Below are 17,235 nucleotides of genomic sequence, written 5' to 3'. Positions count from 1 at the left end.
TTATTTTGATACTATTTCACTCCTAAAGAGTAGCCCAAAGAATAAAAATTTATTTTTTGGGCTCTTCTTTAGACCTTTACAATTATATCTGAAGACAACGCCCCAGGATGGGAACATAGCAAGGCACCTTCTTTTATGGTGTGTTTAGGTATCTGGAGAGGAGTGCTATTGGCACTCTTTTTTTTTGCTTATTTAAAATCTGAAAAATCTTCATTTAATATCAAAACTTTTTTTGTCTTTTTAATATAAATAAATCTTTTATCCCCACTTTTTAGAGCTTTTATAATCAAGTTTTTTATTTCATTATCATTTTTTTTATAACTTTTCATCAAAGCTGTAAAATCCTGCAAAGAGATAAACTTATTTTTCTCTGGTCTAGCTTCTATCTTTGGTTTATAAACAGAACGCATCTCATTGAAGGCACTTTGTAAAAGTTTTATTTCTGAGTCAAAGACACTTATTATTTTGTCTTGATTTTTTTCTAATCTTGCTATTTCTTCTTGGTACTGTCTTCTTAACCATTTTACAGATTTTTTTAGAAGAACAATTTGTTCATCTTTGCCCTCTATTACTTTTTGAATAGATACACTATTTTCTTCTTTTTTTTCTGCTATTTCTTCTACAGAAGCAACATAAGCATCTTTCTTACTCTTGTCATCCCATAAATATACATAGGTTTTCCCAGATTGTTTTATAGATTTTAATTGATTATTTTTTATTCTATAATGAACACCTTGTAAAGATATTCCAAGTATCTCCGCCGCTTGTGCTGTAGTTACTAATCTTTCCAAGGTTACAACTTATAGTTTATTTGAGTCTATTTCAATAACCGTATGAACATTTCCACGTGGTTTGAAATCAGCTACAACTTTTAACCATCTTGGCTCTAATTTTTCCATTAGAGTATCAAAAATCTCATTTGCCACATTTTCGTGAGAAATTTCTCTAATCATAAATGAATTTATATATAGTTTTAAAGCTTTTAACTCTATAACTGTTTTATTTGGAGTGTAATGTAAAAATATTGTTGCAAAATCTGGATAGCCACTTCTAGGGCATTTTGCCATAAATTCTGGCAGCTCTATATTTATCACATAATTTTTGTCATTTTCATTTGGCCAAAAGTTTTCTTCTTTGTTTATATCAAATTCAACTATCTCTTTTTCACCATATTTCATTCTATCTTGCCTTTTACTTGAAAATTCTTTAAATATTATAAGTACATGATTTTATCAAAACTATTCTTACAAATGTTATATTAATATAATTTCATGGTATTATAGTATTAGAAAAACTTATTTATGGAGTTTACATATGAGAACAGATGAATATGATATAGCAATAATTGGTGGTGGACCTGGAGGCATTGCAACAGCACTTGAAGCAGTCGTTCATGGTATCAAAAATATTATACTAATAGATAAAGCTGACAATCACTCTAGTACTATTAGAAAATTTTATAAAGAGAACAAAAGAGTTGATAAAGACTGGAAAGGCAAAAGTGTCGATATAGAGGGGAATATTCCTTTTATGGATGGAACAAAAGAGTCAACCTTAGACTTTTTTGACAAACTTTTGGACCATGATAAGATAGATACATTATTTAATACAGAAGTTGAATCAATAATTAAAAAAGATAATGAAGAGAAATTTCTAGTTACAACAGGAAATCAAAGTTTTAAAGCAAAAGCTGTAGTAATAGCAATAGGAAAAATGGGCAAGCCTAATATGCCAAAATACAAAATCCCACCATCACTAAAAGCAAAAGTAAATATAAATTTAGATGGCTGTAGTGAAGGTGAAAAAGTATTGGTTGTAGGAGGGGGAAATAGTGCAGCTGAGTATGCTTATGAACTAGCTGATGAAAATAACAATGTCACACTAGTTTATAGAAAATCTCAATTTACTAGATTGAATCCTGAAAATGAAGAGATTCTAAAAACCTACAATGGACAAGAGAAACTTCGACTACGAATGAATACAGATATTATCTCCTTAGAAAATGAACATGGAAAAGTAAAAGTGAATTTTGATGATGGTTACTTTACCTTATATGATAGGGTTATTTATGCAATAGGAGGAACTAGTCCAATAGATTTCTTGAAAAAATGTGGCATAGAGTTAGATGATGAAAACAAACCTATCTATGATGAGCACTATCGTACAAATATACCTTTTTTATATGTAGCTGGAGATATAGCTTTTAATACAGGAGGTTCCATTGCAGCTTCTCTAAACCATGGCTATCATATAGTAAACTCATACATGAGAAGAACAGGTAAAATTTATGCCTATACGGACAAAGTAGAAGAGTTTCTTAAAAGAAATCCTGAGTTTAAATAAAAATATTGGATATAATAATTTATGAATTTTAAATTATTAATCCTAATTTGTCTTACTCTTTTTTTCTTTTCCACAAGTTCAGTTTTAGCTCGAGCTGCACTAATAAATAACTCCATTGATCCATATAGCTTTACATTTTTTAGACTATTTTTTGGAGCGCTAACACTTCTTGTGATTTTATACTTTAAAGAAAAAAAAATAAATCTAAGCCTAACTAAAAACTGGGACACATCATTTATGCTTTTTGCCTATGCCATCTGTTTTTCCTATGCTTATATAAACTTAGATGCTGGACTTGGGGCATTGATTCTTTTTGCTATTGTGCAACTTACGATTATAATTGCAGCCCTGATAAAAAAAGAACACATTGATTTAAAAAAAGCTTTAGGTATTACTATAGCTTTTGCAGGTTTAGTCTATCTTTTATACCCTTCTGAAGGTTTTGAGATATCAATTTATCACTCTTTTTTGATGATGATATCAGGAGTTGCTTGGGGACTTTATACATTATTTGGAAAAAAATCTGCCAATGCCACACTTAATACAACAGATAATTTTACAAAATCACTTTTATTTCTTTTAATATTTTTCACTTTTTTTGTAGATAATATAAATATTTCAACTTATGGGCTAACTTTAGCTTTTATTTCTGGTGGTATTACCTCTGCTATTGGATATCTTTTATGGTACTACTTACTTCCAAATATAAAAATAGTAACATCTGGGATTTTACAACTTCTAATTCCACCCCTTGCTATATTTTTAGGAGTAATATTTTTAAATGAAAAACTAACTTCTACCTTAGTTATATCAACAATCTTAATACTTCTTGGAATATATATATCCATATACAAAAAATCTAGTAATTAATAACAAAAAACTATAAGAAAATAACTATCTTATTTTTTTTATAGTTTTTAATTGTATAATATAAATTAAAAATAATAATAAAAGAGTCACCATGAAAAAACTTACATTATCATTGTTAATACTTAGTATTTCATTATTTGCAAGAGAGTATATTACAATAGGAACTGGTGGTATAACAGGAACATATTACCCAACAGGTGGAGCAATTTGTAGACTTTTAAATATGATAAAAAAACAAACAGATGTCTTATGTACAATAGAATCAACAGATGGTTCTGTTTACAATATCAACTCAATAGTAAAAGGTGAACTAGATTTTGGTATTGTACAATCTGATATTGTTTATGATGCTTTAAAAGGTATTGAAAAATTTGAAGGCAAAGACGTTCCTAAATTAAGAGCAGTGATGGCAATATATCCTGAGTTATTTACACTAGTCTCAAGAAAAGATGCAAATATAAAAAGTATAATGGATATAAAAGGTAAAAGAATAAACCTTGGAAGTCCAGGCTCAGGGAATGAAGCAACCGCAGAAATACTATTTGCTGCCTTGGGTATAAAAAAGTCTGAGTTAGCCTATGCAGGAATGTCAAAAGTTGCTGAAATGCCAGAGGAATTAAAAGATAGCAGAATTGATGGATATTTTTATATGGTTGGTCACCCAACAGCAAATATAAAAATCACTTCAGATTTTGTTGATGTTAGACTTGTACCTATTTCAGGCAACAAAGTTGACAAACTTGTAGAAAAGTATCCCTATTATACACAAGATATTATTCCTGCTAATACATATAAAGGAAACAGTGAAGACGTTTCTACTTTTGGTGTAAAAGCTGTTTTAGTAACTACTAGCGATACAAGTGATGAAATTGTTTATGCCCTTGTAAAACAAGTTTTAGAAAACTTTGAATTATTTAGAAAATCTCATCCTGCCTTTTTACATATTACTGAAGAATCTTTACTAAAAGGTCTATCTGCTCCACTACATGATGGTGCTAAAAGATATTACAAAGATGCTGGACTAATTAAATAGAACTCAAAAGGGCAAGATAAGCTTGCTCTTGATATTTATTTAAACCCTCTGGGTACTCAACACTATTTTTTCTCTCAAAACTTCCCATTGCTTGTGAAGAAACTAACTCTACAGAACACTTAGGATTTAGTTGTATTAAACTCTCCATTTTAAAAGTAACTGCACCACCTGCAAAGTTTCCTTTTTTTGCTCTTTTTTTGATATATACTTGTTCAATATTATTCTCAGTTAAAAATACCAATAAATCATTACAATAACTTCGTATAGACTCTTGATGTTCATCATCTTCTAAAGTGATTTTTTTTGTTTTTAAATCTTTGTATTCGCTATCAATTTGAACTGCTAAGATGGTTTGATTTGCTTTTAGTTCTATTCCACATATATTCATTTTATTATTCCTTATAAGTGTCCCATTTAAAAGGGACATCAATATTATGATTTATAGAAGTATAAGATAAATTTTTAATTTGCATTGATTTTATTGCAGATTGTTATATTATTTAAAAGTGAATAATTTATATAATTATGTTATTATTTATCGTAATTTTAATATATGGAGTGTGTATAAAATGAATTCTTATAATATAAAATTTACAGACTATAAGAATCTTTTAACTCATATAAAAACAAATAAGCTTGATACTCATAAATCCTTACTTATACAAATCTTTTCAGGCATTATTGACAAAGATATACTTGAAGAGTTGAGTACTTTTTTAACAAATCACCTCCCCCAAGCCAAAATTATTGGTGCAACAACAGATGGCGAAATATTAAACGACAAAGCCACCACACACCAAATCATAATATCTTTTACAACATTTGAACACAGTACATTAAATATTTCAACTATTGATTTAAACTCAAAAAACAACTCTTTTGAGGATGGAAAAGAATTAACACAAATGCTTTTAAATAAAAAATCAAAAGTTTTTATTATATTTGCTTCAGGATTAAATATAAATCCAGAAGAGTTTTTAAAAGGTATTAAAAAAAGTGCTCCAAAAGTAATTGTTGCAGGTGGTTTAGCTGGAGATAATGCAAAGTTTAGTGGTACATATATTATTAGTACTAACAAATTACTTCCCTCTTCAGCAATAGGAGTTTCAATTAACTCCGATAATCTGTATGTTAATAACCAATACTCACTAGCTTGGAAAAACTTAGGGAAAATGTTTAAAGTAAATAAATCATCTGGAAATACTATTTATGAAATTGATAATATGACCCCATATAATTTATACAAAAAGTATCTAGGTGAAGAAGTAGCCAATGAACTTCCAGGTATTGGAATAGAGTTCCCACTAATCATTCAAAAGAATGGACAAAAAATAGCAAGAGCACCTTTATATCTCCAAGAAGATGGGTCAATGATTTTTGCAGGAAATATTGAAGAAAATGCAGAAGTACGTTTTGGAATAGGAAATATTGAAGAGATATTAAACGGCTCTTCACATCTTATAAATAGGCTAAGCTTACATAAAAATGAGGCAATATTTATATATTCATGTATGGCAAGAAGAAGGTTTTTAGAAAACAAAGCCTCTTTGGATATAAAAGATTTTAGTAAACTTGCTCCCACTTGTGGTTTTTTTACCTATGGAGAGTTTTTCTCAACAAATACTTCTAATGAACTACTTAATGAATCACTAACTGTTTTAGCCCTAAGTGAACATTCTGAAACCTACCAAAACATAAAACCTATATCTAATACAAAAATTTCAAATAAACTTTTAAAACAAAAAGCTATCTCTCACATAATAAACACTACATCAAAAGAGCTAGACTCCCTTAACGCTTATTTAGAGAAAAAAGTTCAAAGGAAAACCCAAGAAAACATTGAACAAAAAAGATATATTTTTGAACAAGAAAAAATGGTACAAATGGGAGAAATGATAGAAAACATAGCTCACCAATGGAGACAACCATTAAGTGCGATTTCTAGTAATATTAGCTCCACAATAATACAAAAAGAACTAAACTTATTGGATGATGAGGAGTTAATTAAAAACTTAAATAAAATATTAAATCATACAAAATTTTTATCTGATACAATTAATACTTTTAGAAATTATATTAACGAAAACAATGAGACAAAAGAGATTGTATTTCAAGATAGATTAAATATTGTAATAGATATTTTATCTACAACATTAAAAGATAATCACATAACACTAATAAATGAGATTGATTACTCAAAACCTATAAATAAATGGCTAACAATTGGTGATTTGTCACAAGTTGTATTAAATATATTTAATAATGCAAAAGATATCTTAATTGAAAAAAATATTAGAACTCCTTGGATAAAAATAGAGTGTAAAATTATAAAAGGAGATATTGTTACAACTATTGAAGATAATGGTGGAGGAATAGATGAAGATATTATTTCAAAAATTTTCGAGCCATACTTTACAACAAAACATAAAAGTCAAGGTACAGGAATAGGGCTTTATATGTCACACAATATTATAACAAATAAATTAAATGGTAATTTGTATGTTAAAAATACTGAACAAGGTGCTAAATTTTTTATAGAAATACCTTTAGATAGTAAATAAAATACTAGTAGAGTTTTCCATATAAATCCATATATGTAAGATAAACTCTTAGGTCAAATTCATATTGATGATAATTAGGCTCCATAAAGCAACATAAACTATAAAAGGCCTTATCATGTTCTTTTTCTTTTAAGTGGGCTAATTCATGCACTACAATCATCCTAAGGAACTCTTCTGGAACATTTTTAAACAAAGTTCCTACTCGTATCTCATTTTTACTCTTAAGCTTGCCACCTTGAACTCGAGAAATAAAAGTGTGTAAACCCAAAGCATCATTGATAACATTTATCTTTCCATCATAAATCACCTTACTAAGAGGAAGTGACTTTTTTAAATAGCTATTTTTGAAATCCATAGCATAAGAGTAGAGCGCTTTATCATTTTTATAATCATGAGAAATTTTGTATTTATTAAGTAAATATTTATCAAGCTTTTTATCATCTATTAGTTTTTGTATCTGGGAGATTATGTCTTTTGGATAGTGGTTTAAATATTTTAGAGTTTTCATATTATTTAGTCAAATGCATTATTAGGTTCAGCTTTAATATACTTAATACCTAATATCTTCAATTTTTCATCATTATGAAGAATATCGAATGTAATTGGTACTTTTTGAAAGTTAATATATTTATTATATTCAATATTTGTAAGAGCAAAACTACATATTTCACAATTTATACTTGTATTGTAAATAGCTATTCTTTTACTATCACAAGAAGGACATGGTAAATAAACAAATCTTTCAGGTTTTAATATTACTTGCCCATCTACTCTAGCTTTAATATAAGTATATTTACCATATTCTAAATTTGCTTTATAAATTTTTTTTCTAACGTTAAAAGCCACTTCATTTTTTATATATTTTTTCAAATCATCAATAATATTTTTTTTTCTATGGAATGGGTCAATTTGTGTAGTTGCTAAAATTGGGTCATTATTGTAAAACTTTATAATAAACTTATAAAACCAATAAAAAATTCTCATAAATAATTTATAAAATATAAAATCATGTAATTGTGTTCTCCAATGAAAAACACCATTTCTAATGTCTTTTAATGTATTTAAATCATAAATAATTTGCTTTGGTATTTTATAAAAAGAAGATATTAAAATTATTGTTTTTTCAAAACTGATTGTTTGACTATATTTTTTTGGTTTAGAACTATTTAAAGAACTTTTTATTAAAGACTTCTTATCTACAATTTTAATATATTGTTTAAGTTTTGTATATATGGAATTATTTAATTCTGAATATATAAGTCTACTATCGATTTTTTCCAATTGTTGTTTTAAAAATGTTTCTAATCCGATACTTAGATGTATAAGAGAGCTTAATAATTTATCAGGATATTCTGCTAAAAGAAATTCATCAATAGCAGCAGAAATATAATTTTCTGGTCTTTGTAAAAACTCTTGTTTTTTACCATATTTTTTTGATGTAACTGTACTCATAAATCAATCCTCACTTCAGCACTCATAAGTTTTAATTGTAATTTTAGAGCTAAGTTTCATTCTTTGAGAAGGTTTCATATAAATCCTTAAAAGTCATATTTTATTTAAGGTCAAGGCGACGGTTGAGTTTTTGCGAAGGAGCCTACTAGAAGTAGGTGACTGAGTAAAAACTCAGCCTCCAACGCAGAGATTAATTAAAAGATGTCTTTTAGACTAAACGTCTAAGTGTTCTACATCTTTCGCATGTTCTTCAATATAGTTTCTTCTTGGCTCTACTTCATCACCCATAAATAGTGTGAAAGTATCTGATGCTACTGTTGCATCTTCTATAGTAACTCTTAGAAGTCTTCTTGCTTCTGGTGTCATTGTTGTTTCCCAAAGTTGCTCAGGATTCATTTCCCCAAGACCTTTATATCTTTGAATATAAGCACCTTTTTTAGCTAAAGCTTCTATCTCTTCTAAAATTTCTACTAAATCTCTACCTTCAAATACAGTTAAATCTCTTTCAACTAATTTGTTGTAAATATAAGTAGCTTCACTAAAATATGGTGATGCAAAAAGTTCATCATCAATTAGTAACTCTTCAAGACCTTCATTTGTTTGAACAAAAAGTTGAATACTTTCATCTGTTAATCTTTTAGATAAAATGTTATATCCCTTTGCTTCTAGGAAATTTTTTACTTCTTCATATAGGGCTGTAAAGTCTAGATTCACTAAATTTGAATTTTCAATTAAGTGTTTTAATACTTCTGCTAAAGAGTATCTTTTTTCTAATTGTGTTAGCATTCCTCTATATCTAGAAACTGTTTTAAATAAATCCACTAAGTCATTGTATCCAAGACCTTGGAACTCAAATGATTCTAAACCATTTTCTATTAAGAAGGCAGATAGGGCATTGTCATCTTTTAAATATGTTTCATTTTTACCTTTTTTATATCTATAAAGAGGTGGTTGAGCAATATATAAATAACCTTTTTCAATAACTGGTCTTAAAAATCTAAAGAAGAAAGTTAAAAGTAGTGTTTGGATATGAGATCCATCAACATCTGCATCCGTCATAAAAATGATTTTATGATATCTGATTTTTTCTTCATCAAAATCTTCACCAATACCACAACCTAAAGCTGTAATCATATTTCTAATTTCATCAGATTTTAAAATCTTATCAAGTCTTGATTTTTCAACATTTAAAATCTTACCCTTTAGTGGTAAAATCGCTTGATAAACTCTATCTCTACCTTGTTTTGCAGAACCCCCTGCAGAGTCCCCTTCCACCAGGTATAATTCTCTAATAGCTGGATCTTTACTTTGGCATTCTGCTAATTTACCAGGAAGAGTTCCTACTGTCATAGCATCTTTTTTACGTGTTAAATCTCTAGCTTTTTTTGCTGCTTCTCTACCACGTGCTGCCATTAAAGCTTTATCCATAATAGCTTTAGCTTGTGCTGGATTTTCTTCAAAATATTTATCTAATTGTTCAGATGTTAATCTTTGACAAATAGGTTTTACATAAGAAGAACCAAGTTTACCTTTTGTTTGACCTTCAAATTGAGGTTCCGGAACTTTTACAGAGATAATTGCAATAAGACCTTCTCTTACATCATCACCTGTGATTTTTGTATCTTTTTCTCTAGCTGCTGCATTTTCATTTAAGTATTTAACAATAGATCTTGTAAGTCCTGCTTTAAATCCAGCTTCATGAGTTCCCCCATCAATTGTTCTAATATTATTTACAAATGATAAAGTCTTTTCAACATAAGTATCATTGTACATAACTGCAATATCAACTTCAACATCATCAACTCTATCATTAAAAGCAACTGCATCAGATACCGCTGTTGCAGTATTTATATCTTCAACGAACTGTTTAATACCACCTTCAAAATGATAAACTTCTGTATTTTTATGAATTTCATCTACTAAAGTAATAGAAATAAATGAGTTTAAATATGCTACTTCTCTAAATCTTTTTGCTAAAACTGCTGTATCATAAGTATTTACTTCAAAAATAGAAGTATCTGCTAAAAATTCAATAGTAGTTCCTGTTTTTCTAGGACTCTCTCCGATTACTTCTAGTGGAGCTTTTGGAATACCTTTTGAAAACTCTTGATAATGTATTTTACCTTCTCTGTAAATAGTCATTTTAAGTTCTTCTGATAGTGCATTTACAACAGAAACACCAACCCCATGAAGCCCACCAGATACTTTATATGTATCTTTATCAAATTTACCACCTGCATGAAGTACTGTTAAAACAACAGTAGCAGCTGAAATTCCTTCACCTTCATGGATAGATGTAGGAATACCCCTACCATCATCTTCAACTCTAATCCAATGATCTTTAGTCATAGTAATTTTTATATTTCTACAGTATCCAGCCATTGCCTCATCAATTGAGTTATCAACAACTTCATAAACCATATGATGTAAACCGTTAGTGTTAGTATCACCAATATACATACCTGGTCTTTTTCTAACAGCTTCTAAACCTTTTAAAACCTTAATATTACTAGCACCATACTCTTGGCTCATAAATTATCCTTTTTTATTTATCTAACACGATTGGCATTACAATCGTGAAAAATTTGTCATCTTCTAAGTAAAATGGTAGATTTGATTCATTGAATCCTACAACAATATTTTCATTATTTGACATACTTAAAAAATCTAATAAGTATTTTGCATTTACTGCCAAATAAAAGTTTTCACTAATATTTAAATCAATATCTATTTGTGTTTTAGATTCAGTATCTTCATCTAAAGATTCAAAAATTATAGAATTTGGAGAAAAAGTAATTTTAATATTTGAAAATAGTGAAGTAACTAATTTAATAGAATCTATTAAAACAGCTTTAGGTAATGTTAAATTATATTTTAAACTATTTGGAATAATTCTTTCATAATCTGGAAATTTTCCATTAATTAGTTTTGTAAAAAATTTAGAATTATCAGCTTCTACTACTAAGTTTGTATCATCATAAGATATCTTAGCATCATCTAAAAATAGTTTTTGAATCTCAATAATTGCTTTTTTTGGAATGATAAATTGAGATTCATTATTTGATATATTTTGTAAATGTGAAATAGCAAGTCTTCTTGTATCTGTTGCAACAAAATTGATTTTAGAATTTTTAATATCAATTAATGCTCCATTTAATTCAAACTTAGGATTGTTATTATCAATAGCTGGTGTAATTTTTCTAATACTATTTACTAAACTTATAGTAGAAATATTTAAAATATTTAAATCACTATTCATAATTAAATTTGGATATTCATTAGCATCATACATAGGTAGTTTAAAAGTAGATCTACCTTGTTTTATAACTAAATTATTATCTATAGTATCAACAGTAATAGTATCATTTTTTAATCTTTTAATAATACCTAATAAATTACTTCCATTAACTGTACCTTTTCCATCTGTTGATTCTTCAATATCATTAACATAAGATTCTAAACCTATTTCATAATCAGTAGCTTTTAATGTTAATTTAGAATTTAATACTTCTAAATATATATGAGAAGTAATAGAACTTGAATCTTTTTTTTCTAAAAATGGTTGCATTGAAGAGATTATATTTTCAAAAATATTTTTTGCAATGATAAATCTCATTTTATCCCCTTTATTTATATTTAATTTAGTGGTAGTAGTAGACTATGTGAATAGATGAAAACTCTTATTTTAATCCGATTATATCAGCTCTTGCAAGAGTGATTAAAGAACTAAAGATATTCACATCTATTCACATAATGATTTGAAACTTTTCTACACCTATCCTCTATTTATGATTTTATTTTTTAAATTTTCAATTATAAGTTTAAAATTTTCATCTTTTTCAATAAGCTCATTTGCTTTTTTGATATTATGAGAAATTGAACTATGATCTTTCATCCCTAAAAATTTAGCAATATCTGGCATAGAGTTATGTGTTAACTCACGAGCAAGGTATATTACTATTCTTCGTGCATTTGCAACAAGTGCAGTTCTTTTTTTAGACTTAATATCACTTGGCTTGATATTTAATTCAATTGCCACAGTTGTTATTATATCAGGAAGTTTGATATTTTCTTTTGTCTCTTTAATTTGCTCTTTTAAAAGATTTTGTACCATTGGTAAATTAATCTCTTGATTAAGTAGCGAGGCACTGGCATTTATTCGTATAAGAACACCCTCTATTTCTCTAATAGAGTTATCTAAATTGGTTGCAATATAGTTTATAATATCTCTTGATAACTTAATACCATTTAATTCAGATTTTTTTTCAATAATTGCAATTTTTGTTTCAAGTCCTGGTATTTGAACATCTGCTGTTAAACCCCACTCGAATCTTGACTTTAATCTATCTACTAGACCTGCTATTTGTGATGGCAGTCTATCTGATGTCATTACAATTTGTTTTTCTGCATTGTGAAGTTCATTGAAAGTATGAAAGAACTCCTCTTGAGTTTGCTCTTTTCCACTTAAAAATTGAATATCATCTATAAGTAAAACATCACATTTTCGGTATTTGCTTCTAAAGTGTTCCATATTTTTGTTTTTAATTGCAAAGGTAAAGTCATTCATGAACTGTTCAATGGTAACATATATAATTGTTCTTCCATGTTCTACGGCATCATTTCCAATAGCTTGAAGTAAGTGAGTTTTTCCTAAACCAGTACCACCATATATAAAAAGTGGGTTGTATTGAATACCTGGTTTTTTAGAAACTGCAAGTGAAGCATTGTAAGCCATTTGATTTGATGGACCAACAATAAATGAATCAAAAGTATAAGAAGGGTTTAAGATGGTGCTTTCCACCTCTTTTCTTCCACTCTTTTCTTTTAATATCTCTTTTTTTGTCTTTTTTTCACCAGTTAATTTTATCTCAATAGCTGGTTTTGTCCCATCGATAGTCTCGATACAGTGCTGTATGATTTTTGAGTATTTACTTTTTATCCAATTTGCAATATATTTATTTGGGACTTCGAAAATAGCTATATTTTCATCAGATGAAATTTTTTTGTATACTAGTTGTTTTAAATATCTTTCATAATCTGATTTTGATGTCTCATTTTTTAAAACTGATAAAATCTCTTTGCTTGTCATTAAATATAAACTCTTTTTTATTTGATTGGTAGATATTATAGCTAAAATATTTTAAAAACTAAGATATAATAAAAATATTGTTGATTAAGAAGTGAATAACTTTTGCTAAACTATATAATTTAAGTGAAAACTAATAAAAGATTTACCAATATACTACACTTTACACAAGTGAATAGATTTTTTAAGGATATGTGAACAGTTGAAAAAAAAGATATTAGGAATAGATCCAGGGACTATAAATTGTGGTTATGCAGTTATAGAAAAAGATAGTAGAGATTTAAGACTTTGTGAAGCAGGATTGATAAAAATAAAAAGCAAAATTCTGCAAGAGCAAATAGTAGAAATGGTAGAAGGCTTAGACTTGATTTTTTCAAATCATGAAATAAGTGAAGTTGCTATTGAAGATATGTTTTATGCTTTTAATCCAAAAAGTGTAATAAAGCTTGCTCAATTTAGAGGTGCCATATCTTTAAAAGTTTTACAAAACTTTGGAAATTTTTCTGAGTATACTCCTTTGCAAGTCAAAAGAGCAGTTACGGGAAATGGAAAAGCTACAAAAGAACAAGTAGCTTTTATGGTAAAAAGATTGTTGGGTATAAAAAAAGAGATTAAGCCACTTGATATCACAGATGCAATAGCAATTGCACTTACTCATGCTCAAAGATTAAAATAAAAAAGTGATATTATAATTTAAACAAAAGCTGTTATAATTCGCCTTCTAAAAATATTAGGATAATAAATGAAACGAATTGGAATACTATCTTCACACAATGGAAGTGGTTTTGATACTATTTTAGAAGCTTGCGAAAATAAAATCTTAGATGCTCAAGTAGTATTAGTAATTTCTAATAATCAAAATGCAAAAGTATTGGAAAAAGCATCAAATAAAGATGTTCCAAATTTTGTAATAAATGCAAAAAAATACCCAAATGAAAATCTTGATGAAAAAATCACAAATCTGATGCTAGAGTTTAAAATAGATTATATATTTTTATCAGGATATATGAAAAAAATCGAAAAAAATCTTTTAAAAAACTTTCCAAATAAAATTATAAATTCCCATCCTGCTTTACTTCCTAAATTTGGTGGAAGTGGTATGTATGGGAGATTTGTACATGAGGCTGTAATTGAATCAAAAGAGACAAAATCAGGTTGTACAATACATTATGTTAATGAAAACTATGATGAAGGAGAGTATATTTTGCAAAAAAGTATCACTTTACTTCAAGATGAAAAAGTAGAAATACTTGAAGAGAAAATAAAAGAGCTTGAAAAGACAGCTGTAGTAGAAGCATTTTTAAAATTGATAAAGTAGTTTGCTATTTAATAATATTTTACATATAATAAAGCAAGATTAATTTTGGAGTAAGAATGAAATATTTAGTTTGTGATGATTCTAAGATGGCTAGAAAGATGCTAATAAAAGCTCTTAAGGCTTTAGTTGGCGAAAATATTGAAATAGTTGAAGCTTCAAATGGACAAGAAGCTGTAGATTTATATACTCAAATATCTCCTGAAGTTACATTTATGGATTTAACTATGCCAATAATGAGTGGTTTTGAAGCAGTTAAAATAATTTGTGAAAAAAATAAAGATGCAAAAATAATTGTAGCAAGTGCAGATATACAAGAAGGCTCTATGGCAAAAGCAAAAGCAAATGGCGCTTTAGGGTTTATTAAAAAACCTGTCAATGAAGAGAACTTGAAACCAGTTCTTCAAAAACTGAAGGTTTTATAATGGTTGAAAATGACTTCTTAAGTGAGGATCAAAAAGATTGTCTGCAGGAGTTAATGAATATCTCATATGGTTCAGCAACTGCTGCAATTGCTGATATTATTGAAAAGTTTGCAAAGTTAAGTATTCCAAAAATTGCCACATTGTCAAGTGAAAACTTTAAAGACTATATTAAAAATAAAGTAGATGAATACCATGTTTGCTATTTGGTTAGTCAGTCAATTGATGGGAAACTTTCAGGTGAAAATCTCTTTTTAGTGGATGACAAATCTTTAAAGAATTTAGCTTTAGAGTTTGGTTTAAGTGAAGTGGAAATAGATGAGGATGAATTAAAAGATGTGGTTTTGGAAATTACAAATATTATTTCATCAACAACTTCAAGTAAACTAGCTGAACTTATAGAAACTGATATTTTATTTGCTCCTCCTCATGTGGAAATTATTGACTCTGCACAAGATTTAGGAGATTATTATAAAGTAGAATACAATCATATAATTATAATCTCAACATTAATAGAGTTTGAAGAACAGAATATTAACAGTGAGTTAGTAATAATGTTAAAAGATGATTCTATTACATATTTGAGAGATGCATTAGACAAAGTTATGGATGAGTATTAAGATGGAATTATTAAATAATAATATAATTTTTAATACTATTGATAATGGGATAATGATTTTAGATGAAAACTTAAATATCAAAGCATGGAATAAATGGCTTGAAGTAAAAACAGGTATAAAGTCAGATGAAATTGTAAATCACTGTATCTGTGAAAGATTTCCCTATATTGAACAAAAAAAATTAGTAAGAAAAATAAAATCTGTCCTTATAACTAAAAACGCTTCTTTTTTTAGTGTAGAACCACATGAATATTTAATCAAAATTAAATCAAATACTATTATGGGTAAAGTTTTTAAATATATGAGACAAGATATCACTCTTGTACCTTATGATTTAGAAAGAAGACTTGTGTGTTTATACATATATGACCATACAAAACTTCATGAATCAAGTGAGAAATTAAAAAAACTAAATGAAGAATTACAAGATCTTTCAAGTAAAGATCACCTTACTCAACTCTATAACAGAAGATATTTTGGAGAAGCAGCTGCAACAATGCAAAGCTTATCTGTTAGAAATAATCACCATATCTCTATTATCATATTGGATGTGGATAATTTCAAACAAATAAATGATAATTATGGACATTCAGTTGGGGATAAAGTTATAGTTTCTCTTTCTAGAATATTAGAAAATAATTGTAGAAAAAGTGATATTGTTGCAAGATGGGGTGGAGAAGAGTTTGTGATTCTTTTATACAATACTACTTTAGGTTATGCTCAAAGTGTTGCAGAAAATATTAGAAAAAATGTAGAAGATTTTTATGTTGAAGTAAAAGATGAAAAGTTAAAATTTACACTAAGTTTAGGTGTTTCAGAATTTGAACCACAAATAGATAAAGACTTAGAATGTACAATTAGCAGAGCAGATAAAGGTCTATATACAGCAAAAGCGAGTGGTAAAAATATGGTTGTGACTAACTAATCACAACCTAGGAAGCGACCACTTTTTATAATAAGCCACAAGTCTTAAAAGAACTCCAGCGACAAATAGTATAGTTATCGTTAAAATATTTGTTTGGTGGAATAAATGTAAGATATACATGAATAGCCCAACAATAATTGCAACTGTTCCATAAAACTCACTTACTAATATGGACGGTACTCTATTTATAAGAATATCTCTTATTGTTCCTCCTCCAACAGCAGTTAGAAAAGCTAAAATTAAAACACCCAAAAAATTGAAGTTATTATCAAGGGCAATAATTGAACCAGTTATTGCAAAAGAGACTAGGCCAATTGCATCTGATATTATAAAAGCAGTTTTACCTTCAAAGTCTGGAATTTTATGAAGTTTAAAAATTAGTGATATAAAAACCGTTGCAATTACAAGTATTACTGGAAGTGTATCTGTAAAAATATATGGAGTTTTATTTGCAAGAACATCTCTAATCATTCCACCACCAAGAGCTGTTAAAAATGAAGAGATAACTATTCCTAAAATATCTAAGTTATAATGAACCGCAATTAAAAAACCACTTGTTGCAAAACAAATGATTCCAATGATATCTGCAATTTGTAAGGCTGTCATTT

Annotated in this window: 18 protein-coding genes; 9 read left to right on the top strand and 9 right to left on the bottom strand. The window is 28.0% G+C overall.

Annotation, left to right across the window (positions count from 1 at the left end; translation table 11 throughout):
- Positions 1 to 188: 188 nt before the first annotated feature.
- Both Q0617_RS02480 and queF read right to left on the bottom strand, forming a co-directional pair.
- Entirely contained in the window at positions 189 to 791 is a 603-nt protein-coding gene (locus tag Q0617_RS02480) for a DNA-binding protein (protein WP_298750123.1), read from the bottom strand.
- A gap of 9 nt (positions 792 to 800) precedes the next feature.
- Positions 801 to 1,178: a preQ(1) synthase gene (gene queF, locus Q0617_RS02475; protein ID WP_298750121.1), complete on the bottom strand. Its 378-nt coding sequence runs from the start codon at positions 1,176 to 1,178 to the stop codon at positions 801 to 803.
- 136 nt (positions 1,179 to 1,314) lie between these two features.
- On the opposite strand from queF, the gene Q0617_RS02470 reads away from it, so the two are divergent.
- The 3 genes from Q0617_RS02470 (at position 1,315) to Q0617_RS02460 (ending at position 4,246) form a co-directional block, all read left to right on the top strand.
- Positions 1,315 to 2,343: an NAD(P)-binding domain-containing protein gene (locus Q0617_RS02470; protein WP_298750120.1), complete on the top strand. Its 1,029-nt coding sequence runs from the start codon at positions 1,315 to 1,317 to the stop codon at positions 2,341 to 2,343.
- A 21-nt stretch (positions 2,344 to 2,364) separates the two neighbouring features.
- Positions 2,365 to 3,213: a DMT family transporter gene (locus tag Q0617_RS02465; protein ID WP_298750118.1), complete on the top strand. Its 849-nt coding sequence runs from the start codon at positions 2,365 to 2,367 to the stop codon at positions 3,211 to 3,213.
- 91 nt (positions 3,214 to 3,304) lie between these two features.
- The gene (locus tag Q0617_RS02460) at positions 3,305 to 4,246 is read left to right on the top strand and encodes a TAXI family TRAP transporter solute-binding subunit (RefSeq protein ID WP_298750116.1); all 942 of its coding nucleotides are present in this window, start codon (positions 3,305 to 3,307) and stop codon (positions 4,244 to 4,246) included.
- Here Q0617_RS02460 and Q0617_RS02455 read toward each other — a convergent pair.
- Positions 4,239 to 4,634, bottom strand: a complete 396-nt coding sequence (locus tag Q0617_RS02455; RefSeq protein ID WP_298750114.1) for a DUF3010 family protein — start codon at positions 4,632 to 4,634, stop codon at positions 4,239 to 4,241. The genes Q0617_RS02460 and Q0617_RS02455 overlap by 8 nt on opposite strands.
- A gap of 181 nt (positions 4,635 to 4,815) precedes the next feature.
- Here Q0617_RS02455 and Q0617_RS02450 point away from each other — a divergent pair, with 181 nt between their 5' ends.
- Positions 4,816 to 6,807, top strand: coding sequence for an FIST N-terminal domain-containing protein (locus tag Q0617_RS02450; RefSeq protein WP_298750113.1), 1,992 nt, complete (start codon positions 4,816 to 4,818; stop codon positions 6,805 to 6,807).
- Positions 6,808 to 6,811: 4 nt separating this feature from the next.
- On the opposite strand, the gene Q0617_RS02445 is transcribed toward Q0617_RS02450, so the two are convergent.
- The 5 genes from Q0617_RS02445 to dnaA form a co-directional block, all read right to left on the bottom strand.
- A complete protein-coding gene (locus Q0617_RS02445; protein ID WP_298750112.1) occupies positions 6,812 to 7,315 on the bottom strand; it encodes a M48 family metallopeptidase in 504 nt (167 codons plus the stop codon).
- Positions 7,316 to 7,320: 5 nt separating this feature from the next.
- Complete coding sequence (locus tag Q0617_RS02440) at positions 7,321 to 8,259, bottom strand: hypothetical protein (RefSeq protein WP_298750111.1); 939 nt, start codon at positions 8,257 to 8,259, stop codon at positions 7,321 to 7,323.
- 213 nt (positions 8,260 to 8,472) lie between these two features.
- The gene (gyrB, locus tag Q0617_RS02435; protein WP_298750110.1) at positions 8,473 to 10,791 is read right to left on the bottom strand and encodes a DNA topoisomerase (ATP-hydrolyzing) subunit B; all 2,319 of its coding nucleotides are present in this window, start codon (positions 10,789 to 10,791) and stop codon (positions 8,473 to 8,475) included.
- A gap of 13 nt (positions 10,792 to 10,804) precedes the next feature.
- The gene (dnaN, locus tag Q0617_RS02430) at positions 10,805 to 11,875 is read right to left on the bottom strand and encodes a DNA polymerase III subunit beta (RefSeq protein ID WP_298750109.1); all 1,071 of its coding nucleotides are present in this window, start codon (positions 11,873 to 11,875) and stop codon (positions 10,805 to 10,807) included.
- A 159-nt stretch (positions 11,876 to 12,034) separates the two neighbouring features.
- Positions 12,035 to 13,348, bottom strand: coding sequence for a chromosomal replication initiator protein DnaA (dnaA, locus tag Q0617_RS02425; protein ID WP_298750105.1), 1,314 nt, complete (start codon positions 13,346 to 13,348; stop codon positions 12,035 to 12,037).
- 199 nt (positions 13,349 to 13,547) lie between these two features.
- On the opposite strand from dnaA, the gene ruvC reads away from it, so the two are divergent.
- From ruvC to Q0617_RS02400, 5 genes are all read left to right on the top strand, one after another.
- Complete coding sequence (gene ruvC / locus Q0617_RS02420; RefSeq protein ID WP_298750102.1) at positions 13,548 to 14,021, top strand: crossover junction endodeoxyribonuclease RuvC; 474 nt, start codon at positions 13,548 to 13,550, stop codon at positions 14,019 to 14,021.
- 66 nt (positions 14,022 to 14,087) lie between these two features.
- The gene (purN, locus tag Q0617_RS02415; protein ID WP_298750099.1) at positions 14,088 to 14,663 is read left to right on the top strand and encodes a phosphoribosylglycinamide formyltransferase; all 576 of its coding nucleotides are present in this window, start codon (positions 14,088 to 14,090) and stop codon (positions 14,661 to 14,663) included.
- Between the two features lie 56 nt (positions 14,664 to 14,719).
- On the top strand, positions 14,720 to 15,085 hold the full coding sequence (locus tag Q0617_RS02410) for a response regulator (protein ID WP_298750097.1): 366 nt from the start codon (positions 14,720 to 14,722) through the stop codon (positions 15,083 to 15,085).
- Positions 15,085 to 15,702 (top strand): chemotaxis protein CheX, encoded by a 618-nt coding sequence (locus Q0617_RS02405; RefSeq protein ID WP_298750095.1) that lies wholly within the window; start codon positions 15,085 to 15,087, stop codon positions 15,700 to 15,702. The genes Q0617_RS02410 and Q0617_RS02405 overlap by 1 nt, the downstream gene beginning before the upstream one ends.
- A 1-nt stretch (position 15,703) precedes the next feature.
- On the top strand, positions 15,704 to 16,627 hold the full coding sequence (locus Q0617_RS02400; RefSeq protein ID WP_298750094.1) for a sensor domain-containing diguanylate cyclase: 924 nt from the start codon (positions 15,704 to 15,706) through the stop codon (positions 16,625 to 16,627).
- On the opposite strand, the gene Q0617_RS02395 is transcribed toward Q0617_RS02400, so the two are convergent.
- Complete coding sequence (locus tag Q0617_RS02395; protein ID WP_298750093.1) at positions 16,628 to 17,233, bottom strand: TRIC cation channel family protein; 606 nt, start codon at positions 17,231 to 17,233, stop codon at positions 16,628 to 16,630.
- Positions 17,234 to 17,235 lie beyond the last annotated feature (2 nt).

This window comes from uncultured Arcobacter sp. (assembly GCF_937982575.1).
Classification (GTDB): Bacteria; Campylobacterota; Campylobacteria; order Campylobacterales; family Arcobacteraceae; genus Arcobacter.
Note: the sequence above shows the minus strand (reverse complement) of the source record. Positions and strands in the feature narration are given on the sequence as shown.

Excerpts from the sequence above, each read along its gene's own strand:
- Q0617_RS02405 (WP_298750095.1), top strand. The coding sequence starts at position 15,085 with ATGGTTGAAAATGACTTCTTAAGTGAGGATCAAAAAGATTGTCTGCAG.
- Q0617_RS02400 (WP_298750094.1), top strand. The coding sequence starts at position 15,704 with ATGGAATTATTAAATAATAATATAATTTTTAATACTATTGATAATGGG.
- Q0617_RS02460 (WP_298750116.1), top strand. The coding sequence starts at position 3,305 with ATGAAAAAACTTACATTATCATTGTTAATACTTAGTATTTCATTATTT.
- gyrB (WP_298750110.1), bottom strand. The coding sequence starts at position 10,791 with ATGAGCCAAGAGTATGGTGCTAGTAATATTAAGGTTTTAAAAGGTTTA.
- Q0617_RS02465 (WP_298750118.1), top strand. The coding sequence starts at position 2,365 with ATGAATTTTAAATTATTAATCCTAATTTGTCTTACTCTTTTTTTCTTT.
- Q0617_RS02470 (WP_298750120.1), top strand. The coding sequence starts at position 1,315 with ATGAGAACAGATGAATATGATATAGCAATAATTGGTGGTGGACCTGGA.
- queF (WP_298750121.1), bottom strand. The coding sequence starts at position 1,178 with ATGAAATATGGTGAAAAAGAGATAGTTGAATTTGATATAAACAAAGAA.
- Q0617_RS02440 (WP_298750111.1), bottom strand. The coding sequence starts at position 8,259 with ATGAGTACAGTTACATCAAAAAAATATGGTAAAAAACAAGAGTTTTTA.
- purN (WP_298750099.1), top strand. The coding sequence starts at position 14,088 with ATGAAACGAATTGGAATACTATCTTCACACAATGGAAGTGGTTTTGAT.
- Q0617_RS02395 (WP_298750093.1), bottom strand. The coding sequence starts at position 17,233 with ATGACAGCCTTACAAATTGCAGATATCATTGGAATCATTTGTTTTGCA.
- Q0617_RS02445 (WP_298750112.1), bottom strand. The coding sequence starts at position 7,315 with ATGAAAACTCTAAAATATTTAAACCACTATCCAAAAGACATAATCTCC.
- Q0617_RS02410 (WP_298750097.1), top strand. The coding sequence starts at position 14,720 with ATGAAATATTTAGTTTGTGATGATTCTAAGATGGCTAGAAAGATGCTA.
- dnaA (WP_298750105.1), bottom strand. The coding sequence starts at position 13,348 with ATGACAAGCAAAGAGATTTTATCAGTTTTAAAAAATGAGACATCAAAA.
- dnaN (WP_298750109.1), bottom strand. The coding sequence starts at position 11,875 with ATGAGATTTATCATTGCAAAAAATATTTTTGAAAATATAATCTCTTCA.
- Q0617_RS02450 (WP_298750113.1), top strand. The coding sequence starts at position 4,816 with ATGAATTCTTATAATATAAAATTTACAGACTATAAGAATCTTTTAACT.
- Q0617_RS02455 (WP_298750114.1), bottom strand. The coding sequence starts at position 4,634 with ATGAATATATGTGGAATAGAACTAAAAGCAAATCAAACCATCTTAGCA.